General features: G+C 69.1%; 27 protein-coding genes. 13 read left to right on the top strand and 14 right to left on the bottom strand.

The genetic code is table 11. The features are described from left to right. Positions 1-12: 12 nt before the first annotated feature. Positions 13-360, bottom strand: a complete 348-nt coding sequence (locus ACFU5O_RS15620) for an SAV_915 family protein (RefSeq protein WP_384240400.1) — start codon at positions 358-360, stop codon at positions 13-15. A 195-nt stretch (positions 361-555) separates the two neighbouring features. Continuing rightward, positions 556-687, bottom strand: a complete 132-nt coding sequence (locus ACFU5O_RS15615) for a hypothetical protein (protein WP_384240398.1) — start codon at positions 685-687, stop codon at positions 556-558. A 108-nt stretch (positions 688-795) separates the two neighbouring features. Between ACFU5O_RS15615 and ACFU5O_RS15610 the strand changes: the two genes are divergently transcribed. The 3 genes from ACFU5O_RS15610 (at position 796) to ACFU5O_RS15600 (ending at position 2501) form a co-directional block, all read left to right on the top strand. Next, positions 796-1167, top strand: a complete 372-nt coding sequence (locus tag ACFU5O_RS15610; protein WP_384240396.1) for a MerR family transcriptional regulator — start codon at positions 796-798, stop codon at positions 1165-1167. A gap of 298 nt (positions 1168-1465) precedes the next feature. Then, positions 1466-2137 (top strand): DJ-1/PfpI family protein, encoded by a 672-nt coding sequence (locus ACFU5O_RS15605; protein ID WP_384240455.1) that lies wholly within the window; start codon positions 1466-1468, stop codon positions 2135-2137. 25 nt (positions 2138-2162) lie between these two features. Beyond that, positions 2163-2501, top strand: coding sequence for a hypothetical protein (locus ACFU5O_RS15600; protein ID WP_384240395.1), 339 nt, complete (start codon positions 2163-2165; stop codon positions 2499-2501). 184 nt (positions 2502-2685) lie between these two features. Here the strand turns inward: ACFU5O_RS15600 and ACFU5O_RS15595 are convergent, their stop codons facing one another. From ACFU5O_RS15595 to ACFU5O_RS15575, 5 genes are all read right to left on the bottom strand, one after another. Continuing rightward, positions 2686-2967, bottom strand: a complete 282-nt coding sequence (locus tag ACFU5O_RS15595) for a hypothetical protein (RefSeq protein ID WP_384240393.1) — start codon at positions 2965-2967, stop codon at positions 2686-2688. Between the two features lie 84 nt (positions 2968-3051). Next, positions 3052-4278 carry a sugar ABC transporter permease gene (locus ACFU5O_RS15590; protein ID WP_384240391.1) on the bottom strand — a complete coding sequence of 409 codons (1227 nt, stop codon included), beginning with the start codon at positions 4276-4278 and terminating at the stop codon, positions 3052-3054. Positions 4279-4340: 62 nt separating this feature from the next. Beyond that, positions 4341-5135, bottom strand: coding sequence for an ATP-binding cassette domain-containing protein (locus tag ACFU5O_RS15585; protein WP_384240390.1), 795 nt, complete (start codon positions 5133-5135; stop codon positions 4341-4343). Between the two features lie 74 nt (positions 5136-5209). After that, positions 5210-6328, bottom strand: a complete 1119-nt coding sequence (locus tag ACFU5O_RS15580; protein WP_384240453.1) for a sugar ABC transporter substrate-binding protein — start codon at positions 6326-6328, stop codon at positions 5210-5212. A gap of 346 nt (positions 6329-6674) precedes the next feature. Beyond that, positions 6675-7079: a DUF5997 family protein gene (locus ACFU5O_RS15575; protein WP_384240388.1), complete on the bottom strand. Its 405-nt coding sequence runs from the start codon at positions 7077-7079 to the stop codon at positions 6675-6677. Between the two features lie 58 nt (positions 7080-7137). On the opposite strand from ACFU5O_RS15575, the gene ACFU5O_RS15570 reads away from it, so the two are divergent. Then, entirely contained in the window at positions 7138-7899 is a 762-nt protein-coding gene (locus ACFU5O_RS15570) for a LysR substrate-binding domain-containing protein (RefSeq protein ID WP_384240386.1), read from the top strand. A 2-nt stretch (positions 7900-7901) separates the two neighbouring features. On the opposite strand, the gene ACFU5O_RS15565 is transcribed toward ACFU5O_RS15570, so the two are convergent. The 4 genes from ACFU5O_RS15565 to ACFU5O_RS15550 all read right to left on the bottom strand — a co-directional run bounded on the left by ACFU5O_RS15565 (position 7902) and on the right by ACFU5O_RS15550 (position 10699). After that, positions 7902-8426: a DUF6114 domain-containing protein gene (locus ACFU5O_RS15565; protein ID WP_384240385.1), complete on the bottom strand. Its 525-nt coding sequence runs from the start codon at positions 8424-8426 to the stop codon at positions 7902-7904. 17 nt (positions 8427-8443) lie between these two features. Continuing rightward, complete coding sequence (locus ACFU5O_RS15560; protein ID WP_384240383.1) at positions 8444-9067, bottom strand: DUF6230 family protein; 624 nt, start codon at positions 9065-9067, stop codon at positions 8444-8446. Positions 9068-9274: 207 nt separating this feature from the next. Beyond that, positions 9275-9703: a TIGR03668 family PPOX class F420-dependent oxidoreductase gene (locus ACFU5O_RS15555; RefSeq protein WP_384240381.1), complete on the bottom strand. Its 429-nt coding sequence runs from the start codon at positions 9701-9703 to the stop codon at positions 9275-9277. A 171-nt stretch (positions 9704-9874) separates the two neighbouring features. Then, entirely contained in the window at positions 9875-10699 is an 825-nt protein-coding gene (locus tag ACFU5O_RS15550) for an LLM class F420-dependent oxidoreductase (protein WP_384240379.1), read from the bottom strand. A 385-nt stretch (positions 10700-11084) separates the two neighbouring features. Here ACFU5O_RS15550 and ACFU5O_RS15545 point away from each other — a divergent pair, with 385 nt between their 5' ends. The 8 genes from ACFU5O_RS15545 to ACFU5O_RS15510 are packed head-to-tail and all read left to right on the top strand — an operon-like array spanning position 11085 to position 18843. After that, positions 11085-11606 (top strand): general stress protein, encoded by a 522-nt coding sequence (locus ACFU5O_RS15545; RefSeq protein ID WP_384240451.1) that lies wholly within the window; start codon positions 11085-11087, stop codon positions 11604-11606. Positions 11607-11663: 57 nt separating this feature from the next. Continuing rightward, positions 11664-13571: a molecular chaperone DnaK gene (dnaK, locus tag ACFU5O_RS15540; RefSeq protein WP_384240377.1), complete on the top strand. Its 1908-nt coding sequence runs from the start codon at positions 11664-11666 to the stop codon at positions 13569-13571. Between the two features lie 9 nt (positions 13572-13580). Continuing rightward, positions 13581-14105, top strand: a complete 525-nt coding sequence (locus ACFU5O_RS15535; protein WP_384240375.1) for a nucleotide exchange factor GrpE — start codon at positions 13581-13583, stop codon at positions 14103-14105. Between the two features lie 6 nt (positions 14106-14111). Then, on the top strand, positions 14112-15074 hold the full coding sequence (locus ACFU5O_RS15530; protein WP_384240373.1) for a DnaJ C-terminal domain-containing protein: 963 nt from the start codon (positions 14112-14114) through the stop codon (positions 15072-15074). Next, a complete protein-coding gene (locus tag ACFU5O_RS15525; RefSeq protein WP_384240371.1) occupies positions 15071-15472 on the top strand; it encodes a chaperone modulator CbpM in 402 nt (133 codons plus the stop codon). The genes ACFU5O_RS15530 and ACFU5O_RS15525 overlap by 4 nt, the downstream gene beginning before the upstream one ends. Further along, positions 15463-18105 carry an ATP-dependent chaperone ClpB gene (clpB, locus tag ACFU5O_RS15520; protein WP_384240369.1) on the top strand — a complete coding sequence of 881 codons (2643 nt, stop codon included), beginning with the start codon at positions 15463-15465 and terminating at the stop codon, positions 18103-18105. The genes ACFU5O_RS15525 and clpB overlap by 10 nt, the downstream gene beginning before the upstream one ends. Positions 18106-18111: 6 nt before the next feature. Then, positions 18112-18555 (top strand): thioredoxin, encoded by a 444-nt coding sequence (gene trxA / locus ACFU5O_RS15515; RefSeq protein WP_384240367.1) that lies wholly within the window; start codon positions 18112-18114, stop codon positions 18553-18555. A 27-nt stretch (positions 18556-18582) separates the two neighbouring features. Beyond that, positions 18583-18843: a UBP-type zinc finger domain-containing protein gene (locus ACFU5O_RS15510; protein ID WP_384240365.1), complete on the top strand. Its 261-nt coding sequence runs from the start codon at positions 18583-18585 to the stop codon at positions 18841-18843. A gap of 136 nt (positions 18844-18979) precedes the next feature. Here ACFU5O_RS15510 and ACFU5O_RS15505 read toward each other — a convergent pair whose 3' ends face one another. Both ACFU5O_RS15505 and ACFU5O_RS15500 read right to left on the bottom strand, forming a co-directional pair. After that, positions 18980-20206 (bottom strand): phosphatidylserine/phosphatidylglycerophosphate/cardiolipin synthase family protein, encoded by a 1227-nt coding sequence (locus ACFU5O_RS15505; RefSeq protein ID WP_384240363.1) that lies wholly within the window; start codon positions 20204-20206, stop codon positions 18980-18982. Positions 20207-20348: 142 nt separating this feature from the next. After that, on the bottom strand, positions 20349-20762 hold the full coding sequence (locus tag ACFU5O_RS15500; protein WP_384240362.1) for an STAS domain-containing protein: 414 nt from the start codon (positions 20760-20762) through the stop codon (positions 20349-20351). A gap of 250 nt (positions 20763-21012) precedes the next feature. Between ACFU5O_RS15500 and ACFU5O_RS15495 the strand changes: the two genes are divergently transcribed. Then, a complete protein-coding gene (locus ACFU5O_RS15495) occupies positions 21013-22212 on the top strand; it encodes a PP2C family protein-serine/threonine phosphatase (RefSeq protein WP_384240360.1) in 1200 nt (399 codons plus the stop codon). A gap of 65 nt (positions 22213-22277) precedes the next feature. Here ACFU5O_RS15495 and ACFU5O_RS15490 read toward each other — a convergent pair whose 3' ends face one another. After that, positions 22278-22778, bottom strand: a complete 501-nt coding sequence (locus ACFU5O_RS15490) for a MarR family winged helix-turn-helix transcriptional regulator (protein WP_384240358.1) — start codon at positions 22776-22778, stop codon at positions 22278-22280. Positions 22779-23109: the final 331 nt, after the last annotated feature.

The following is a 23109-nucleotide window of genomic DNA, read 5'->3' as shown; positions in this document are numbered from 1 at the left end:
TCTGTGGTCCCCTCAGGCGGCCCGGACGGCGGTCGGTGTCGCCGGTGCGCGGTGACCGTCCACCGCCGTGACCGGTGGCGCGGTGAAGGTCGGGTCGACGGTCAGCGCCAGCACTCCCAGCGGCGCAGCCACCCCTCGCAGAGCGTGTTCGGAGAGGCGGATCCAGGACTGGTCCGTCCCGAGCAGTTCGGTCAGTCGCTCGGGGCTGGTGAAACCGACGGCGGTACGCGCGCCCAGTGGAGTGCGGAAGAGCCGGATCGCCACTTCCGCTGTGCATCCCGGCCGGACAGGGACGTACAAGGGTCCGGCCGGGACTTGTTCCTCAGGCTCGGGGTCGTCGGCGTACTGGAACAAACACATGGGGCCCTCCTCGAGGAACCACGAACGACTGGTGGCGCCCCGCACGCGGGGAGGCAGTCCGGAGCGCGCCATCGAATATCCCCGCTCAGCTGCTTGTTGCGCCCGACCCTGACGGAGATCGATACAGTCGATACACGGCACTGACGGCCGACGAGGCGCAGCATCAGAAACGTGTCATGGTTCGCGGCCATGGCGTCAGAAGGCCGTCAGCACCCGTGTCGTTCGGTAGCCGTCCGCGCTCGCACGGGCCCGGGTCATCGGGGCCATCACAAGGCGGTTGGGCAGCTTGAGGGTTCCGAGCTGGTAGCTGTCGAACAAGCTGATCACGTACGTGTCCTTTGCTTTCACGAGGGTGTGAGGCGTTCGTCGGCTACGCTGGAACCTGACGTTGACGTCAGAGGCAAGAAATGTGTTCCGGGCCATCAGGGAGGGGCTGTGCGCATCGGTGAGCTCGCCGCGAGGACAGGCGTGAGCGTGCGGGCGCTGCGGTACTACGAAGAGCAGCTACTACTCGCCTCGGAACGCAGTCCCAGTGGGCAGCGGCGGTACCCGGACAGCGCGGTCGACCGCGTCCAGCTGATCCAGCAGCTGTATGCCGCCGGTCTGCCCAGCAAGTCGATTCTGGCGATGCTGCCCTGCGTCGAGACCGGTGAGGCATCGCCCGAGCTGCTCGAATGGCTCTCGGCCGAGCGGGATCGCATCGACCGCCAGATCGCTGATCTCGTGAGCGCCCGGGACAGGCTCGACACCGTCATCGCCGCTGCCACCACGACCTGGCGTACGGGCGGGCGCTGCCGCCCTCAGTGAGTGGCCGGCCTCAGGTGACGGACCGCCGCGGCACCCTCCGCGACTCCCGGCAGCCCTGCCGAGGTGCGTCCGCTTCGTAGGGGCCGGAATCACCACGGTGGGCACGATCCGGCCGGCCAACGGGTTCCTGCCGGATGTCCCAGACACCGCATCTTGTGGCCGCTCTCCATCAGAAACAGCAGCTCACGGCCTTGGCGAGAATCCGTGGATGGTTGGCATCAATGCCTCTGGGGGCGGGCTGCCCGTCCGCCTAGCGTGGGCGCGGCAGACGCTGATCACCGAGAAAGAGAGTCATGCGATGCTCGCCCAGTTCGTGCTGTTCGACGGCTTCGACCCCTTGGATGTCATCGCCCCCTACGAGGTCCTCCATTCGGCGGGGATGCTCACCGACGGCGCCGTACAGGTGGAGATGGTCTCCGCGGAAGGGCCGCGCGATGTGCTCAGCGGTCTTCCGCCGCTGCGCCTCGAGGCAACCGGCCGGCTGGATCCCGAGCGCGCCGACGTGATCGTGCTGCCGGGGGCAGCGGGGGATGTGCGCGACCCCGGCGAGTTGAGCGAGGAGGAGCAGGCCAACACCATTCCGGTCATCCTCGGGCGGACGCTGGAGACCGACCTTCCGCGCCTGATGAAGCAGGCGCTCCAGCGCGAGGACACCGTTGTCGCCGCGGTCTGCGGAGGCTCGTTGATCCTCGCCATGGCCGGCCTCGTCGAAGGCCGTCCTGCCTCCACCCATCACCTGGGACTCGACGTGCTCGCAGCCACCGGCGCGGACTCCGTTGACGCCCGCGTCGTCGACGACGGCGACCTGATCACCGGCGGCGGCGTCACCTCAGGCCTGGACGTCGGGCTCTACCTCGTCGAGCGTGAAATCGGCCCCCGGATCGCCCGCAGCGTGGAGAAGCTCTTCGAATACGAACGCCGTGGCACCGTTTGGACCCGCCGCGGTGCCGCGCCCGCCATCTCCTTCTGAACCCGACCAAGCGGAAGGACCCACCATGCCCGCAGAAGGCACCTGGCACCTGACCATCGACACCCCTCTGGGCAAGCAGCAGGCCCGCGTCCTGCTCGCCGCCCGGCCCAACGGCACCTGGCACGGCACCGCGGAAGACCTCAGGTCCGGGGAACAAGTCCCGCTGACCGGCATCACCGTCCAGGGCGATGCCGTCACCTACCAGCAGTCGATCACCAAGCCCATGCGGCTGCATCTCTCCTTCCGGCTCACCCTGGAAGGAGACCGGCTCACCGGCCAGGCCAAGGCAGGCCGGCTTCCCGGCAGCAGAGTCACCGGCCGTCGCGTCACGGGCCCCGAAGCGCAGTCGGGCCTCCAGCCATGACGACGCTCCGGCTCGCCCTCCACCCGCTGGACACCGCCACCGCCGTCGGGCCCGTCAGGATCCCTGCCGCCCATCACTCGGTCTTCGAACGCGCTGTGGGGGTCGGGTGCTGTCGGCGGTACGCGAGCCGGGCACCGACTTCGTGCCCTGCTCGCCACTGGGCCGTGACTTCCTCACCTTCCGGTCAGGTGCCCATCGCAAGATCGCAGTCGGCGCAGATGCGGTCTGCGTAAGCCGGGTCGTACCACGAGCGGCCAGGGTGCTCCGACGGCCTCCGGACCGTCGCTTCCATGGCGAAGGTGTCCTTGCCGCAGACGGTCCGTGGACCGGGGACGGACGGATTCCCGGGAGCAGCGGGCGCTGCGTGGACCCGGCGGACGCGCCGGGCCCCGGATGTCGAGGTGCCGGCGGGGCCCGGTGCCGGCACCGGCTTGTCGAACTCGTGCACAACGATGACCTCGCTCATGGTCCGACGGTATGCCGCCGCGAGGGAGCGTGCCTCGCTCTGCCACCGCGCCGCTCGGCAGCCGGCCTTGGCATCTGTGCGTGGTCAAGCCCTGCCGTGTGCCTTCTGCGAGAGGCGCGACAGCGAGTCGAGGGCCACGGCGGCGAGAAGCACACCACCGGTGATCACGGATTGCATCGGCGTCGGGATGCCCAGGAGAACCATCCCCGAGGCGATCGACTGGATGACGAGCATGCCGAGCAGGACGGACCAGGTCGTACCACGGCCGCCGAACAGGCTGACGCCCCCGATGACGGCCGCGGCGACGGCGTTGATCAGCAGGATCACGGAGCCCGAGGTCTGGCCCACCGCGGCGACGCGCGAGGCCAGGAAGAGACCGCCGACAGCGGCCAGTGTCCCGGACACCATGAACGCGGAAATCCGCAGCCAGACCACGTTGATGCCGGCGCGACGGGCCGCCTCCGCGCCGCCGCCGATGGAGAAGAGCTTCCGGCCGTAGAACGTCCGGCGCAGGACGAAGTCGAGGACGACGACGAAGACCAGGAAGATCAGCACAGCGAGCGGCAGGCCCTCGAACCGGTTCAGCACATAGGCGGCGGCGAACGCGACCAGCGCCACGGCAGCCGTGCGCACGGCGATGATGCTGAGCGGCCGGGAGAGCACGCCGACGGCCCTGCGGCGGCGTGCGTCCCGGTAGGACGCGAGCAGGAAGGCGGCCACGCTGAGCGCCGCCAGCCCGTACACGACGGCCGCGTCGTGGAAGTAGTAGCTGGTCAGGGCGCGGACCAGGCCCTGCTCGGGGAGGTTGATGGTGCCGCTGGCGCCCAGGATGTAGAGCATGAGACCGTTCCAGGCCAGCAGTCCCGCCAGGGTGACGACGAACGCCGGTACGCCGATCCTGGCCGAGAAGAAGCCCTGAAAGGCTCCGATCGCGGCTCCGACGAGCAGGGCGGCGGCGATGGCCAGTCCTTCCGGCACGCCGTTGTTCACGTTCAGCACGGCGAAGATCGCTGCGGTGAACCCGCTGACCGAGGCGACCGACAGGTCCACCTCGCCGATCAGCAGTACGAAGACGATGCCGAGGGCGATCATGCCCGTGCCGACGATGTCGACGCTGAGGTTGGACAGGTTGCGGGGGGAGAGGAACTGCGGGTTGAGGCTCTGGAAAATGGTCCAGAGCAGGATGACGAGGATGATGCCGGGAAGCGATCCGAGTTCGCCGCTGCGCAGCTTGCGGGCGAAATCGCCGACGTAGCTCCTGAAACCGCCTTCGCCGCCCGCCGCCCGGCGCTGCTCGACTGCTGTGGGCACCGCTCCGGCCGAATCGCCACCCGCCCTGCCGGGTCCGAGATTCTCGGATTCCCGTGTTCTGTTCACAGCGTTCCCTCCCACGCCCGGGTCGCGCGATGGGTGACGGCGTTGTCGGTGGCGCCGGTGATGGAGGAGACGATCTGCTCCTGGGATGTGGTCGGCACGCTGAAGAAGCCGTTGTTGCGGCCGAGGTGCAGCACCGCGACCTGGTCCGCTACGGCCTTGACGTCCCCCAGGTTGTGGCTGACGAGGAGCACGCCGACCCCGCGTTCCCGCAAGCGGTCGATCAGGTCGAGGAAATGGGTGGTCTGCCTGACACCCAGCGCAGCGGTCGGTTCATCGAGGATGAGCATCCTGGGTTCGCTGAGAAGAGCGCGCGCGATCGCGACCGTCTGGCGCTGACCGGCGGAGAGGGAGGCAACAGGGACGCGGACGCTGGGGATGCGTATGGAGAGGGTGTCCAGCAGGTCCAGTTCCCCGGCCCGGCGCTCCATGGACACCTCGTCGAGGATTCCGGTCCTGCCGATCTCGTGGCCGAGGAAGAGGTTGCCGACGACATCGAGGGTTTCGCACAACGCGAGGTCCTGGTACACGCTGGCGATGCCCAGGTCCTGAGCATCACGCGGGCGGGTGATCCGGACGGGACGGCCGTTCCACTCGATGACACCTTGGTCGGCGGGGGCGGCGCCGGTGATCACCTTGACGAGGGTGGACTTGCCCGCGCCGTTGTCGCCCACCAGGGCGACGACTTCTCCGGCGTGGATCTCCAGCTCGATGTCCGTGAGTGCCCAGACAGCACCGAACCGTTTGGATACTCGGCGCAGCGCCAGCAGGGGTGTGCTCGGCACATGAACCATCTCCTTTGCCCGTGCCGTCTCTTCCGGCCGGTGATGCCGCCCCGGCGTGGCGGGTGGTGCGGCGTCGGGCGGGCCTACTCGGTGAGTCCGGCTTTCCGGCAGGCGGCTTCGACCGTCGGGGTGCAGATCTGGCTGACCGTGTAGAGGCCGCTCTTGACGACCGTGTCCTTGATCGTGTCGACGGTCACGGGGACGAGGGGGCCCAGGACGGCCGGAATCTCCTTGCTCGTGTCATTGCTGACACGGTCCGTTGCGATGGTGTCGAGCTTCTCGCCGCGGCCCAGGGCGACGGCCATCTCGGCGGCGGCATTGGCCTCTGCTTCGAAGGATTTGTAGACCGTGACGTACTGCTCGCCCTTGACGATCCGCCGCACGGCCGGGAGGTCGGCGTCCTGGCCGGTGACGGGCGGCAGCGGCCTGATACCGGCCGCCTTGAGGGCGGTGACCGCGCCACCCGCGAGCCCGTCGTTGGCCGACAGGACGCCGTCGATGCCTTCCGGGCCCAGCTCGGCGATGGCGGCCGACATGTTCCTGAACGCGTTCTCCGGAATCCACTCGGCGGTGTAGTACGACCTGGCGATCTTCACCTTGCCGTTCAGCACCGAGAGCGCGCCCTTCTTCAGGTCCCTCGTGTTCGGATCCGTGGGGTCACCGTTCATCATCACGATCTGGCCCCCGCGCGCCTTGGGGCCCATCGCCTTGAGAAGCTCCTCGGCCTGGATCCTGCCGATCTCCTCCGAGTCGTAGCCGGAGTAGGCCGAGATGGGGCCTTCGGCGAGGCGGTCGTAGGACACCACCGGGACGTGTGCGTCGCGGGCCCTGGTGATCGAGGAGCGGAGCGCCTTGTCGTCGACGGGATCAAGGATCAGGACCTTGGCCCCGTCCGCGATCATGGATTCGATCTGTTGCTGCTGAGTGGCCACGTTTGCCGAGGCGTAGGCGTGGGTCACCCGGCAGTCGGGGCAGAGCGACTTGACCTTCTTCATGATCAGGGGCTTGTCGGCGGTCGCCCAGCGAGCAGTGTGGGTGTCCGGGAGCAGCAGCCCGACCGTGAAGCCGCCGCTGCCGGAGGTTCTCCCGCCGTCTCCCTGGCCCGCCTCACCGACGGTCCCGCAGGCGGCGAGACCGGCAAGCGCGCACGCCGCCGTAACGGTGACGGCAGAGCGACCCGGATGGTTCTTCGTCCGAGACATCTTCATGCCACGTCTCCTGAGGCTGTGCACCGTCTGGAGCCGAACCCGACATAAAGCCCAATGTATGGGAAAACATCAAACAGTGACGGCCGAACAGTGCGACAGACCCCGGGCCGGCACGCACCTCATCGGTGTACTGTCGCGCGGCTGAGCGGTAGTCGTGGCGCCGTGCCCGCAGAACAGCCACGCTGCGTCGGACCTCAACGACGCTCTGTGGCTGTTCGCGCCTCCTCGACGGCGGCGTCACCTTGGTGGGACACGGCAGAAGCCCTTGAGGAGGAAGCACGGCACGAGCACGGCGATCCGTGCTTCGCACCCCCGGATCCGCCGCCGTGGAGGCGAAGCGTCAGGAACGCGGGCGGTCGGCCTGATCGTCGCGCGCCTCGTTCTTCTCCTTGATGCGCGCTGCTTCCTTCCGGACCTCGGCCTGAGTGGCGCGTTCCTTCTGCAGCCACTCAGGAAGTTCCTTCTTGAGCTCGTCGATCTGCTCCGTGGTGAGGGCGTCCGTGATTCCGCCTCGCGCGAGGCCCGAGATCGAGATGCCCAGCTTCGCCGCGACCACCGGCCGCGGATGCGGGCCGTTGCGTCGGAGTTCCTGCAGCCACTCGGGCGGGTCGGCCTGCAGTGCGTTGAGCTCGGTGCGCGAGACGACACCCTCCTGGAACTCGGTGGGGGTGGCCTCGAGGTACACACCCAGCTTCTTCGCCGCGGTCGCGGGCTTCATCGTCTGGGCGGTCTGGTGCGACGTCATGTGCCAAGGGTATTCGAGCGTGTGAGCTACCTCCGACCACGACCGGTAACCTGGCGGGGTGACAGGCTCGGAAGTATCCCCTTCGTTCCGGCTCGCGTATGTCCCGGGAGTGACGCCCACCAAGTGGGTGCGGATCTGGAACGAGCGGCTGCCCGACGTCCCACTGGAGCTCATCGCGGTACCCGCCGCCGAGGCGTTCGACGTCCTGCGCGGCGGCGGCGCCGACGCTGGCTTCGTACGACTGCCGGTCGACCGTACGGACCTCAGCGCGATCCCTCTCTACACCGAGACGACGGTGGTCGTGGTCCCGAAGGACCACGTCGTGGCGGCGGTGGACGAGGTGTCCGCCGAGGATCTCGCCGAGGACATCGTGCTGCATCCCCTCGACGACGTCCTCGACTGGGACCGTCCGCCGGGACTGCCCGCCATTGAGCGACCCGCCACGACGGCGGATGCCGTCGAACTGGTGGCGGCGGGAGTGGGACTGCTCGTCGTCCCTCAGTCACTCGCGCGTCTGCACCACCGCAAGGACCTCACCTATCGGCCGGTCTCGGACGTCCCTGAATCGCGCGTCGCACTGTCGTGGCCGCAGGACGAGACCACCGACCTGGTGGAGCAGTTCATCGGGATCGTTCGCGGGCGTACCGTCAACAGCACCCGGGGCCGCCCTCCGACCCCGGCACAGCCGAAGCGCAAGCCCGCGGTCAAGAGCGGCGCACAGCGGAAGCCCGCAGCCGGCAAGTCGACCGGCAAGAGTTCACGGAGCGGTGCCGGCGGCCCCAAGGGCGGCAAGCGCGGCAAACCCCGCCGTCGCTCGTAGCCTCAGCGCCCTTCATCCGCGGATTCCGGGCAGCCCGCACCCGCCGGGACGGTCGCAGAGGCCCGCGGTTCGGCGCTGCCCGTGGGTGGAGCCCACGCACAGGCCAGGGAACCGCCGATCAGGCCGGAGAGAAGACCCAGGAAGAGTCCCCCGAAGTTCGCCACAGGGAACGAGACGAGGGCGAGCAGCAGGGCCGCGACCCCGGCGAACACGCGCGCCTGTTGGTGGAACCAGAGGGTGAGGCCCAGAACCACCATCAGGATCCCGATGATCAGAGACCCTGCCCCCGCCGTGGTGGACAGTGCCAGCGGGATACCGGCCAAGGTCAGGTGCACATACGGCAGGCAGATGATGGGAAGTCCCGCCGCGAGCGTGAACAGCCCTGCCCAGAAGGGCCGTTCGCCCCGCCATCTCCTGAAACCCGCCCGGGCTTCGCCAGCGGCGACGCGCAGGTCCGGGCGGCTGCCGAACATCCTGGAGGACGCATACGCCTTCCGCGGCGAGAGGCGGGCGGGGGAGGGGCGCATGTCCCTCTTCCGAGGAGTCAGAAGCATTCGTGCCGGCCTTGCTCGAGGCGCAGATTCAGGTCGGGCACGTTGAGCGTGGCAGCCGACACCGCGACCGCCGTGGCCCGCACGTCGGTCAGAACGGCCGACACCGCCTGCTGTGCGACTCCGTTGGGGTCGAAGAAGCGTGAGTTCCTGTCCCCCGGGTTGATCGGCCCCTTGCTGATCGCGCCGGCCGCCACACCGATGTCGATGTCCTTGAGTTTCGCGTTGCCGACCGACAGGGACGTCGCGTCGATGAACATGTTGTCCGCCTCGACCTGGCTCCGGTCGCCGCCGGTGAGCCTCAGCGTGTACGGGCCCAGGACCGGGATCGGGACCACCACGGACTGGCAGAGCCCGCTGATCTTCGCGTGCCGGAATCCGTTGACCGCGACCGGCACGGGGGTGCCCTTCCTGGGCACGTCCACCATGCCGTAGATGCTGAGACCGCGAACGTCGATCGTGTCCGCACTGATCTGGAACTTCTCGCCGGAGATGAAGAAGGATGCGGCAAGCGCTCCCTGCGCCATGCCGATACCGAGAGCCGCAGCGGTCGCGACGGCCGGGACGAGGACCGCTGCGAAGCGCTTCCAGCGGGTCCTGCCGAAGGCGTGCGACATTGCGTGTCCTCCGGTCATGGAGCTTCCAGCCGAGGCAGGGAAGGGCGGCGACGTGTCTGCGCCCGGTGACGGATCCTAGGCTTCCCCGTACACCGGCCGACGGCAACGTCAGGCTGCGCAGACGGGTGAAACCGCGTGGCTTGCGGAGCAGGCCGGTGTGGCGTCGGCCGGGCCGCTCACGCACCGTTTTCGTGGCGAGCACGAGGTTCACGACGCGCTCCACCCGCTCCAGCGCAGGACCGAGACCTCGACCACCGGTCCGCCGGGTGGGCGGTCGGCGTACTGCTGATACTTCGCACTGAGCAGCCGGACGAACCGGGCGGCCTCGGGAGACCTGTCCGGTGACGGGAGCACGCGGGCCTCGCCGTCGGCCCGGGCCCACCAAAGGCGCTCCCAGTCCTCGTCGTAGTGGTCGGTGAGCAGACAGACCGACGGGTTGGCGGCGATGTTGGCAAGACGCTTCAGCCGCGTCGTCCGCTTCGGTTTGTGGTCCACGGCCAGCAGCACCGTGTCGCCGTCCACGGCGAACACGACCGGCACCAGATGCGGCCGGGCCGCCGTGTCGGCCGTCGCGAGGTGGGCGATGCGGGCCGCGGCGAACCGATGCCGTGCCTCGGCGCTGGTCAGAGTGGGCATCGCGCCCCTTTCCGGCAGCCACGGCAGCCACGGCAGCCACGGGAGCCATGGCAGCCCACGGCTGTCAGGCCCACCACAGCGGTCACGGCTGTCATGCCGGTCATGTCAGCCGTCGCGGTGATGGATTCCCGGATCGGTCCCACACTCCCGAGCGCACTGCCTCCCGGCGGATCAGCGGTACCGGGCTGCGACTTCGGCCAGCCGGTCCAGGTACTCCAGAGTCTCCTGTTCGGGCATCGTCGGCACGTAGAACAGCAGCCGTTCGACCTTCAGGCGGCCGTAGGCCTCGATCTGCTCCGGATCGTCGGGTACCGCGTAGACCGTCACCGGCACCTCCCGGCCGGCGAGGGTGTGCAGCCGCTCGATCTGGGGACCGAGCTCCTGTGGCGGCACGCCGTTGGCCAGCCACGCGTCTCCGAGCTGCGCCACCCTCCGGAACGCACCCTCGCCGCCGCCGACGTAGATCGGCGGATGCGGGCGCTGTACGGGCTTCGGCCAGGCGAAGACCGGATCGAAGTTCACGAACTCGCCGTGGAACTCGGCCTCCTCGGCCGTCCACAGCTCCCGCATGGCGCGCAGCCGCTCGTCGGTGAGCCGGCCACGGGTCGAGGGGTCGGTGCCGTGGTTCATCATCTCCTCACGGTTCCAGCCGACACCAATGCCGAAGATCACGCGGCCGCCCGAGACGAGGTCGAGCGAAGCCACCTCCTTCGCCGTGATGATCGGGTCGCGCTGAGGGATCAGCGCGATGCCGGTACCGAGCAGCAGCCGCTCGGTCACCACCCCGGCCGCCGTGAGGGCGACGAACGGGTCGAGGGTGCGGTAGTAGATCTCCGGGAGCTCACCGCCGCCCGGGTAGGGCGTCCGGCGGTCCGCAGGAATATGGCTGTGCTCGGCAATGAACAACGAGTCGAACGCACGGTTCTCGAGTGCGGTTCCGTAGGCGGCCGGGCTGATGCCCTGGTCGGTGATGAAGGTCGCGACTCCGAATTTCACGACGGCTCCGGGGCTCGGTTACGGGAAAGGACGGGTGGCTCGACTCTGCTGATTACCCGCCCTGGGGGGATCCCGCCGCCATGACCACCCGGGAGAACCATCGCGCACCACGGTCCCGAGCCTGCCGAGAGGCGTGCCGGTCGCCCGGCGCCGGCGCAGCCGGAGCTCGACCTCTGCGAGGTTCCGCAGATGGGCCGGCTCCAGGGCAAGGGCGGTGCACGCGTGGTCGGGGATGGTGTGGTTTGCCCTGATTTATCTGTACTGACAGACTGAGAGTCCGGACAGATTCGGGCCCCGTGGGCGCAGGCCCCGCAGCGCCTTCGATCACGACGCTGGAGCAGTCATCGTGGACCAGCGGCGCGTGGCGCCGTGGGAGATGGCGGATATGGACGAGCGGAATCGAACGACCCTCGCCTCGTACTCCCTGTACGAAGAGGCGGAACGCGCGGTCGACTATCTGTCTGACCAGGGCTTTCCCGTTGAGCGGGTCGCCATCATCGGTCACGATCTCAAACTCGTCGAACAGGTGGTCGGTCGCCTTACGTACGGCAGGGCGGCGCTGAGCGGAGCCGCGTCCGGCGCGGTCCCCGGCGCCCTGATCGGCTGGCTCTTCGGACTGCTCGACTGGCTCAACCCGGTGGTGTCCTCGCTGCTCCTGGCCCTCTACGGCCTCATCTTCGGCGCCGTCGTCGGCGCGCTGCTCGGTCTGCTCGTCCACGCCATGCAGCGTGGCCGTCGCGACTTCACCTCGGTGAGTGCGATGCAGCCCAGCCGCTACGAGGTCGTCGTGGACGCCGATGTGGCGGCCCGGGCCGCCGCACTGCTCGATCGGCTCGGGAGCGCCCCGGCCACGGGTACCACCGCCCCCGGCAGGCCGGCGACCGGTACCACCGCCACCGACAGGTGAGAACCCTCGACCCGTGGGGGCCGCACACGTGCGCGGCCCTCGACGAAGGAGAACCTCATGGCTAAGGCAGTCGGAATTGACCTCGGGACCACCAACTCGGTGATCGCCGCGTGGGAGGGCGGGGAGGCGACGGTTCTCCCCAACTCCGAGGGCAGCCGCACGACCCCTTCGGTCGTCGCGTTCACCGACACCGGCGAACGGCTCGTCGGCCAGCTCGCCCGCCGTCAGGCGATCCTCAACCCCAAGGGCACCATCTACTCGGCCAAGCGATTCATCGGCCGTCGCTACGACGAGATCTCCGAGGAGGCAAAGGCCGTCGGCTTCGACGTCGTCCCCGATGAACACGGCAACGCGCGCTTCAAGGTGCGCGACAAGCTGTACGCGCCGGAGGAGATCAGCGCCCTGGTGCTGCGCAAGCTCGCCGACGACGCCGGCAAGCAGCTGGGGGAGCGGGTGACGGAGGCGGTCATCACCGTGCCCGCCTACTTCAACGACGCCCAGCGTCAGGCGACGAAGGACGCCGGAAAGATCGCCGGCCTGGAAGTGCTGCGCATCATCAACGAGCCGACTGCGGCTGCCCTCGCCTACGGGCTGGACAAGAAGGGGCACGAGACCGTCCTCGTCTTCGACCTCGGCGGCGGCACCTTCGACGTGAGCATCCTCGACGTCGGTGACGGCGTGGTCGAGGTACGGTCCACCGCGGGCGACAGCCATCTGGGCGGCGACGACTTCGACCGGCGACTGGTGGACTACCTCGCGGACAAGTTCCAGAACGAGAACGGCATTGATCTGCGCAAGGACCCGCAGGCGCTGCAACGGCTCTTCGAGGCCGCGGAGAAGGCCAAGACCGAGCTGAGTTCCGTCACCCAGACGCAGGTGAGCCTGCCGTTCATCACTGCTGACGCCTCCGGCCCGAAGCATCTGACCGAGACGGTCATGCGGTCCACGTTCGAGCAGATCACCGCTGACCTGGTCGAGCGGACCATGGAACCGGTCAAGCAGGCGATGTCCGACGCCAAGATCAGCGAGAGCGACATCGACGAGGTCATCCTCGTCGGCGGCTCGACCCGCATACCCGCCGTCCAGACCCTGGTCCGCCGGCTGACCGGCGGCAAGGATCCGAACATGAGCGTCAACCCGGACGAGGTCGTGGCCATGGGTGCCGCGATCCAGGCCGGTGTGCTCAAGGGCGAGGTCAAGGACGTCCTGCTGCTCGACGTGACCCCGCTCTCGCTGGGTGTGGAGACCCGCGGCGGTGTGATGACCAAGATCATCGAACGGAACACCACGATCCCGGCCCGGCGCGCGGAGACCTTCTCCACCGCCGCCGACAACCAGGAAGCAGTCGACGTCGTCGTGCTGCAGGGTGAGCGCGAGATGGCGGCGGACAACCGCGTCCTCGGCCGGTTCCAGCTCAAGGACATCCGGCCCGCACCCCGGGGTGAGCCGCAGGTCGAGGTCACCTTCGACGTCGACGCCAACGGCATCGTGAACGTCAACGCACGCGACAAGGACACCGGTGCCGAGCAGGGCATCACGATCAGCGAGGGGTCCAATCTCGACCAGGGCGAGGTCGACCGGATGATTCAGGAGGCGGAGCGCAACCGCGGCGAGGACAAGGCGCTGCGCGAGGCCGTGGACGCCCGCAACGAGCTGGATGCCGTCGCCTACCAGGTCGAACGCCGGCTGAACGAACTGGGCGACGCCGCACCCGCCCACGAGAAGGCACGGGCCGAGTTGCTCGTCGGCGAAGCCCGGGAGGCCGTACAGCAGGAAGCGCCGCTGGACAAGGTCAGGTCGCTGACGTCCGAACTCCAGCAGATCCACGCGTCGCTGGCCTCGCACGCGGCGGGCGCGGGTCCGGTCGCGGAGGAACAGGCCGGTACGGGAGCGGGGGTGGGTGCCGCGAGCAGCGCCCGTGGGTCCGACGACGACGTGATCGACGCCGAATTCGACAAGGGCTGAGGTGTGGTCATGTCCACCGAACAGGACCCGGCGACGCCCCAGGACGAGCTGAGCAAGGCCCCGCCCTCGGAGCAGTCCGAGCAGCCCGAGGTGGACGAACACGCCGCGGAGCTCGACGAACTCCAGGACCGCTGGCGCCGTGCGCTCGCGGACCTGGAGAACCTCCGCAAGCGCCACGCCAGGGAGCTGGCACGCGTCCGCAGCGAGGAGCGCGCCCGCACCGCGGCGGCCTGGCTGCCCGTTCTCGACAATCTGGAGCTGGCCCTCGCCCACGCCGGTTCGGACCCGTCCGCCGTACTGGAGGGCGTCAAGGCCGTACGCGACCAGGCCGTCGAAGTGCTCCGCGGGCTCGGGTACCCCCGGTACGAGGAGACGGGAGTGCCGTTCGACCCGGCCAGGCACGAGGTCGTCGGTGTCGTCGAATCCGCCGGCGCCGAGCCCAACGCCGTGGTCGAGGTAGTGCGTCCCGGCTACGGCGAGGGCGAGAACCAGCTGCGCCCCGCATACGTTGTGGTGAGCAAGCGGCAGGAGTGACGCCCCATGGCACGGGACTACTACGACGTGCTCGGGGTCCAGCGCGACGCAAGCCCCGAGGAGATTCAGCAGGCGTTCCGCAAGCTGGCTCGCAAACACCACCCCGACATCAACAAGGATCCTGAGGCGGAGGAGCGTTTCAAGGAGCTCAACGAGGCGTACGGCGTGCTCTCCGATCCCGGGACGCGTGCGCGCTACGACCGTTGGGGCGAGGACTTCCGGCAGATCCCGGAGGACTACGACGAGCGGGTGGCCGCCGGGGCGGGTGCCCGTGGTGGCGGCTGGTCCGGCTGGACCACCGGTTACGGACGCGGGGGCGGGGGCGGGGTCCGTCAGGGGACGGACCACGGCGACGGCTTCGACGGTTCCGGCGTCGACTTCGAGGACCTGTTCGGCGGGATCTTCGGCCGTGGCGCCGCCCGTGGCCCGGTTCCCGGCGCCGACCAGGAGGCCGAGATCCAGCTCACCGTCCAGGAGGCGTACCGCGGCGGCCGGCGCAGCGTCACCCTCGCGGGGCCGGACGGGCAGCGGACCTACGACGTCCGCATTCCCTCCGGAGTCACCGACGGCCAGCGCATCCGGCTCGCCGGGGAGGGCGGGCAGGGAAGCGGCCAGGCGCCGCGAGGTGATCTGTACCTGCGCGTGCGCATCAAGCCGGACTCGCGGTTCCGCCTGGAGGGGCGGGACATCCACGTCGTGCTTCCCGTGACGCCGTGGGAGGCGGCGCTCGGAGCCTCGGTCCCGCTTCCCACGCCCGGCGGCACGGCCAAGGTCACGGTGCCCGCGGGTTCCTCGAGCGGCCGCCGGCTGCGGCTGCGGGGCGAAGGCATGCCCAGCCCCCGTGGGCCCGCCGGCGACCTCTACGCGGAGGTCCGCATCATGGTGCCGCCCAAGCCCACCGACCGGGAGCGTGAGCTCTTCGAGGAGCTGGCCGCCGTTTCCACCTTCGACCCGAGGAAGTCAGGATGACCCAGGTTCCCCAGCATGCCTCCGGCGCCGGAGACCGCCGGGCGGCGGCACCTGCCCGCAAGCCCGGCGTGAGCGTCGCTGTCCGCAACTATGCCCTCGTCCCGGTCCCCAGGCTCAGCCTGGACGTGGTCGCCCGGCGCTCCGGTCTTCATCCCGATCTCGTCCGGCGGCTCGTGACTCTCGGCCTTGTCGACGCCACCCGCGACGCCGGTGGGGAGCTGTGGTTCGAGCCGACTGCTCCCGCAACCCTCGCCCGTATCCAACGTCTACGTGCCGGACTCCCCCTCAACTACGCCTCCCTGGGTCTGGTGCTCGATCTGCTCGACCGGATCAACGAGCTGGAGAGCGCTCTGAGGCGCAGCAACGCCGGCTCCAGGAGTGATGAATCGTGGATATGAACCGGCTTACCCAGAAGTCGCAGGAGGCCCTGCAGGAAGCGCAGACCATCGCCGGCCGGCTGGACCAGACCGAGGTCGACGGCGAACATCTGCTGCTCGCCCTCATCGATCAGCCGGAGGGAATCGTTCCACGGCTGTTCGAACAGGCGGGCGCCGATGTGCGGGATCTGCGTGAGGCCCTGACGGCGGAACTGTCCCGCAGGCCGAAGGTGACGGGACCCGGTGCGACACCCGGCCAGGTGTACATCACCCAGCGGCTGGCGAAGGTACTGGACGCGGCGGAACAGGAGGCCAAGCGGCTCAAGGACGACTATGTGTCGGTGGAGCATCTCGTCCTCGCCCTGGCCGACGAAGGATCCAGGACCGCGGCGGGACGGCTGCTCAAGGAACACGGCATCACCAAGGAAGCGTTCCTGTCCGCGCTCACCCGGATCCGGGGAAGCCAGCGCGTCACATCCGCGACGCCCGAGTCCGCCTACGAGGCGCTGGAGAAGTACGGCCGCGATCTGGTCCTGGAAGCCCGCAGCGGCGGGATGGACCCGGTGATCGGCCGGGACGCGGAGATCCGGCGCGTCATCCAGATCCTGAGCCGCAAGACCAAGAACAACCCCGTACTGATCGGTGACCCCGGCGTCGGGAAGACGGCCATCGTGGAAGGCCTGGCGCAGCGCATCGTCCGAGGTGACGTACCCGACGGGCTGCGCGACAGGACCATCTTCTCCCTCGACATGAGCCTGCTGGTGGCGGGCGCCAAGTACCGGGGTGAGTTCGAGGAGCGTCTCCAGGCCGTGCTGAGCGAGGTCAAGGCCGCAGAGGGCCGCATCCTGCTCTTCATCGACGAGCTCCACACGGTCGTGGGCGCCGGTGGCGGCCCGGAAGGCGCAATGGACGCCGGGAACATGCTCAAGCCGATGCTCGCCCGCGGCGAGCTGCACATGATCGGCGCCACCACCCTGCAGGAGTACCGCAAGTACATCGAGTCCGACGCCGCCCTCGAACGCCGTTTCCAGCAGGTCGTGGTGGACGAGCCGAGCGTCGAGGACACCGTCTCCATCCTGCGCGGCCTGCGCGAACGCCTCGAGGTCTTCCACGGCGTGAAGATCCAGGACACCGCACTGGTCGCCGCCGCGACCCTCAGCCACCGCTACATCTCCGACCGTTTCCTGCCGGACAAGGCGATCGACCTCGTCGACGAGGCCTGCGCCCGGCTGAGGACCGAGATCGACTCGATGCCGGCCGAACTCGACGGGATCAGCCGCCGGGTGACCCGTCTGGAGATCGAGGAAGCGGCGCTCGCCAAGGAAACCGATCCCGCCAGCCGCAAGCGTCTGGAGGAGCTGCGCCGCGAACTGTCCGACCTGCGCGCCGAGGCCGACGCCATGCACGCCCAGTGGGATGCCGAACGCCAGGCCATCCGGCGCGTCCAGGAACTGCGCCAGGAGCTGGAGCAGGTCCGTCAGGAGGCCGAGGAGGCCGAGCGGAACTACGACCTCAACCGTGCCGCGGAACTGCGGTACGGCACGCTCACCGAACTCGAACGCCGTCTGAAGGCGGAGGAGGAGGCGCTCGCGGCCAAGCAGGGCGAGAACCGGCTGCTGCGGGAGGTCGTCACCGAGGACGAGATCGCCGAGATCGTCTCGGCGTGGACCGGTATCCCCATCACCCGGCTGCAGGAGGGCGAGCGGGAGAAGCTGCTGCGACTGGACGAGATCCTCGCCGAGCGCGTGATCGGCCAGGACGAGGCGGTCAAGGTGGTCAGCGACGCCATCATCCGGGCCCGTTCCGGCATCCGCGACCCGCGCCGGCCCATCGGCTCCTTCATCTTCCTCGGGCCCACGGGCGTCGGAAAGACCGAGTTGGCCAAGGCTCTGGCGGCCGCGCTGTTCGACACGGAGGAGAACATCGTCCGCCTGGACATGAGCGAGTACCAGGAGCGGCACACCGTGAGCAGACTGGTCGGCGCGCCTCCCGGGTACGTCGGCTACGAGGAGGGCGGCCAGCTCACCGAGGCGGTGCGCCGCAAGCCGTACTCCGTCGTCCTGTTCGACGAGGTGGAGAAGGCGCACACCGACGTGTTCAACACCTTGCTGCAGGTGCTGGACGACGGCCGTATCACCGACTCGCAGGGCCGCACCGTCGACTTCCGCAACACCATCATCATCATGACCTCCAACATCGGTTCCGCCCATCTGCTCGACGGGGTGACCACCGACGGCGAGATCAAGCCCGACGCGCGGGCCCTGGTGATGGGTGAACTGCAGAGCCACTTCCGCCCCGAGTTCCTCAACCGCGTCGACGACATCGTGCTGTTCAAGCCACTGGGCATGACCCAGATCCAGCGCATCGTCGAGCTGCAGTTCGACGACCTGCGCCGGCGTCTGGCCGAGCGTCGGATCGCCGTCGAACTGACGGACGGCGGCCGGGAGCTCATTGCCCGGCAGGGCTTCGATCCCGTGTACGGAGCACGGCCGCTGCGGCGGTTCATCGCGCACGAGGTCGAGACACTCGTCGGACGGGCCCTGATACGCGGCGACGTGCAGGACGGGTCGGCCATCCGGGTCGACGCCCAGAACGGGGAACTGGTGGTGACGTACGACCAGCCGTCCGAGCCTGAGGTCCGAAAGGCGGCGTGAGTCCAAGTGACTGCGGACAGCAGGACGGTCGTCTGCGACAAGTGCGGCCGCAAGAACCGGGTGCCGGCGTCGGCGGAGGGCATCCCCCGCTGCGGCAACTGCAAGGCCTCGCTCCCATGGATCGCCGACGCCGGCGACGACGACTTCGCGGAGATCGCCGAGAAGGCGACGCCGTTCGTCCTCGTCGACCTCTGGGCCACCTGGTGCGGCCCCTGCCGCATGGTGAGCCCCGCGTTGGAGCAGGTCGCGCGCGAGCTGGCCGGAAAGGTCAAGCTGGTCAAGGTCGACATCGACCAGTCACCCAGGCTTGCCCAGCGATTCCAGGTACAGGCCGTGCCGACCCTGCTCCTGCTCGACAAAGGAGAGGTGATCGCCCGGCAGGCGGGGGCGGCGCCCGCCCCCGCCCTGCGCAAGTGGGTCGAGGAAACCATCGCCGACCGACACCGGTAATGCGCCGACCGACGGAAGGAGCCCACCATGACGCTGCCCGATCCTCATCTCGAGCTCGTACGCCCGGTGACACCACGCACTCCGCAGGGCTGTGAGGAATGCCTGCGCCTCGGCTCTCCATGGGTGCACCTGAGACTGTGCCTGACCTGCGGGCACGTGGGTTGCTGCGACTCCTCTCCGCTCAAGCACGCCCGCTGGCACGCCGGCACGGTCGAGCACCCCATCGTGCAGTCCTTCGAACCGGGTGAGGACTGGCGCTGGTGCTACGTCCACGAGGCCATGGTCTGAGGAACGACACCGGCACCCGCGTCGGGTCGCAGCGGACGCTTCCCGAAACGCCCGACCAGTACGGCGCCCGCCTGCATCCGCCTGGGGCGTACCGGCAGCGGGTCGCCCACTGCGCGCGCCGGACGGCAGCGGGACGTCAGAGAAACCGTCGTACGGGCAGCACGGCTGCCTCCCGGACGCGCTGCACGAGGGAGCGCTTCGCCCAGCGGCTTTCGCCGATTCGCTTGCTCACGGCGAGATCTTCCTCGAAGTGCGCGTCGAGCGCCGCCGTGAACTTCTCATCCAGTACGGCGAGCATGACCTCTTCGTCGTGGTCGAGCGAGCGCCGGTTGAAGTTGGTCGATCCGATCAGCGCCGTGGTCCGGTCCACCGTCATGACCTTGGCGTGCAACATCGTCGGCTGGTACTGGAAGATCTTCACGCCGTCGGCCAGGAGATCGTCGTAGAGGTGCTGCCCGGCCAGCTGGCAGACCCTCTTGTCCATGTACGGACCGGGCAGAAGGATCTCGACGTCGACGCCGCGCCTGGCCGTCGCGCAGAGCAGTTGGACGAAGTACGCGTCCGGGACGAAGTACGCCGTGGTCAGACGGAATCGTTCCTGCGCGGACTCCAGCATGACCCTGATCAGGGTCTGCATGTCCTGCCAGCCGAAGCTGGCCGAGCCCCGCACCACCTGGACCACGGCGTCCCCCTGCGGCCGGTGCTGGATGAACCGATCGCGCTCGTCGAAGAGTTCCTCGTGGCACTCCGCCCAGTTCTGGGCGAAGGCGGCGGCCAGCCCGTCCACGGCGGGCCCTCTGACCTCGACATGGGTGTCCCGCCATTCGCCCGGGTTGCGCGCGTTGCCGCACCATTCCTCGGCGATGCCCACACCGCCGGTGAAGGCGACCTGCTCGTCCACGACGAGAACCTTGCGGTGGCAGCGGTGGTTCTGCTTGAACGGCGAGAGATGGAGCGGCTTGCGGAACCAGGAGACGTGCACTCCGGCCCGCTCCATCTCGTCCAGCTGCTCCTTCTCGATCAGCCGGCTGCCGAAGCCGTCCAGGAGCAGCCGCACCCGCACCCCCTCACGGGCGCGCTCGGCGAGTCTTCGGGCGAATTCCCGGGCTATGTCTCCTCTCCAGTACACGAAGGTCATCATGTCCACCGTGTGCCGGGCGGAGCCGATGGCGTCGAGCATCGCCGCGAAGATCTCGTCTCCGTTGCGCAGGGGGACAAGGGCATTACCCTCGGTCGCCGCGATGCCGATCAGCCGCTCCAGCCGTCGCCGTATGCGCGTCGAGGTGTCCTCGTGCTCCGGCTGTGGGTCCGTCGCGCCCGGCGTCCGTGGAACCGACTCCGGCACTTCCTGTGTGCTCGTCATGGCGTCTCCTGCCCGAGTGCGGAAGCGAAGGCGGTCGCGGGTGCCGGTCCGGCGGGGGACTGATGCGGCCGTGGGTGCGGCCCTGCTCCGGAGCGGGGCCGCACCCGTGGGCATGTCCTGCGGAGCTGGGCCCAGGGGCGGGTCAACGAGTGCCGGAGTCCGCGGCATCCAGGGGCGCCCCCTGGGACTGCGCAACGCGCTCGACGGCGGCGAGTGCTTCCGCGACATCGGAGTGGATCGGCGTGGTCAGGCTCAGCCCGGTGATGTCGAAGAGCTTTCTGACGGTGGGGGCGGGGGCGGCGATATGCAGGTCACCGTTGGCTGCTCGCGCCTCCCGGGTGGCCCTGATCAGGACGTTCAGTCCGGAGGAGTCCATGAAGTCCAGGGCGGACAGCTCCAGCACGAGGTGCCGGCGTCCATGGAGGAACTGGTTCGCCAGGTGGTGATGAAGGAGGGTCGCCGTGTCGACGTCCAGTTCGCCACGGACCGTCACGATCGCCGTGGCGGGATCGTGGATCTCGACCTCGACGTCCAGGTTCTCGTCTTGGGGGGACATGAGTCTCCTCTTTCGCATCGATGGCGTGCACCTCTGTGCCGACCGCTCGTCTCGCATGCCCAGGACTCGGACTCGTACGCATCGATCCGCTGAACTGCGACGGACCTATAGTTGCCGAGTGACAAATGTCCTGCCCGGTTCCTAGAATGCGCCCTCGTGTACAACGTCCTGGTGGACCGGTGGCGGCGAAGGCGCGCACGGTCCTGACTCGCCGGGGCACATTTCCAGGCACCAGGAGAATCAGGAAGACGTGGACAAGTTCGCTGCCGTTGAGCGGGCCCTGCGCAGCGCTGCTCCGCACGCCCTGCTGGATGTGGTGACCGCCGCTCTCACCGAGCAGTTCGGCGCCCAAGGGGTCGAGCTCCGGCTCGCCGACTACGGGATGAGCTCCCTGCAGGCCGTGGAGACCGGTCCCGGCCGGACGGACCCTGTCCCGATCCACGGCAGTCCTCACGGGCGGGCCTTCGGGTCGCAGGAGCCGTATGTGACGACGGTCGCCGACGCGGCGGTCGACGCGCACCTTCCCGTCACCATTCGCGGGGACCGGCTGGGCGTCCTCACGGTGCGGATGAGCGACAAGGGCCGGGCCGAGTCGCTTCTGCCGGACATGCAGCACATCTGCGAGGCGCTCGGTCACGAGATCCTCGTCGCGGAACGCGACACCGACCTGTACGTCCTTGCGCGGCGAGCTGCTCGCCTGACGCTCGCGGCCGAGATGCAGTGGCAGCTGCTCCCCGGCCGCTCCTGCGCGCGGAGCGAGTTCGCTCTCGGCGCCCATCTGGAGCCCGCCTATGCGATCTTCGGCGACAACTACGACTGGTCGGCCTCGGCCGACCATCTGACCCTCACGGTCACCAACGGGATGGGCGAGGGCATCGAAGCGGCGCTGCTCACCAACCTCGCCGTCAACGCCCTGCGCAACGCCCGCCGGGCCGGCCTGGACCTCGCCGGCCAGGCGACGCTGGCGGACCAGGCCGTCTACGCGCAGTACGAGGGCAGCGCCTACGTATCCGTGCTTCTGCTCCGTTTCGACCTCCGCACGGGAGAGGTGGAGGCCGTGGACGCGGGTTCACCCCGCCTGTGGCGGCTGCGTGACCGCTCCGTGGAACCCCTCACCTTCGACGCGCAACTGCCCCTGGGGATGTTCGAGGACACGGTCTACCAGCCCGAGCGGTTCACCGTCCGCCCTGGTGACCGGCTGCTGTTCGGCAGCGACGGCGTGTACGACGCGCCGTCCCCGGTCGGTGAGCGCTACGGCGACCGGGCCCTGGCCCGCTCCCTGGTCGGTACGAGCCTGCTTCCGCCGACACAGGTCCCGGGTGCGGTGCTACGGGAGCTCGCCGGCTACCACGGGGACAAGCCGCTCGACGACGATGCGCTGGTGGTCTGCCTCGACTGGCACGGACGCGCGGGTCGTGGCGACGGGGAGGGCACTCACGCCCCCGCGTGACCGCCCGCAGGAGCGCACCCGGGGGAGCGCGGTGCCGGCGCGGTGCCGGTACCGCCTGTCGTGACTCAGGCGGTCCGGACCGAAGGGCCTCCGCCGCCCTGGCCCCGAGAGGAGCCGAGGGCGGCGACGGCGTCGCGAAAGCCGTCGAGTCCTTCCAGCAGGGCGGCTCGGGAGGCCGGGCCCATCACCTCTATCGCCGCCAGCAGGATCTCCTCGCGCCGCGCGCGCAGCTCGACGAGGTAGGCCCTGCCCTGGCCCGTCAGACGGAGAGTGAGTTCACGTCGGCTCACAGGGCTGGGCGTGCGCTCCACAAAGCCCAGCGCCTCGAGCCGGTCGCACAGTCTGCTGACGGAGGAGGGGGTCGAGCCCAGCACGTCGCCGAGGGTGCGAAGGTTGATTCCTTCCTCGCGTTCCAGGCTGTAGAGCACGCGAAGCTGAGACGTCGACACGGCGGAGGCCGTGTCCCTGCCACGCTCCCACAGGACCTCGAGCAGTTCGATGACATCGCACGCTGCTTGCGCCGCATCGGTGGACCGGTGCGGAGGGGGAGCGGGATCGGTGCTCATGCCATGACACTCCGAATCGGACGTTCTCTGACGGTGGCGCGGACCGGGTGCGGCGCCCGAGGCCTCATGCACGTCGAACGGGTGATCCTCGGCTGATTCGCCGTCACCGCGCGGCGCAGGGGCCTTTTTCCGTATCGCAACCATATCTCTCGTGCCTCTACCCACCCCGGGCCCGCAGGCGTGTGCCGACAGGGAAGCGATCCCGTGTGGTCGTCGTGAAGGCCACGGGCCCCGGGACGCGGGGACCCTCACCGTCGGTCAATGGTTGCTCTCTGGAAACTGTATCCTTGGGGCAATAACCCGTGGCGGTGTCGGCCGCGCCGTGGTTCTG

It is taken from the genome of Streptomyces sp. NPDC057445 (genome assembly GCF_042802855.1).
GTDB lineage: Bacteria > Actinomycetota > Actinomycetes > Streptomycetales > Streptomycetaceae > Streptomyces.
This window is presented reverse-complemented; position numbering and strand designations above follow the sequence as displayed.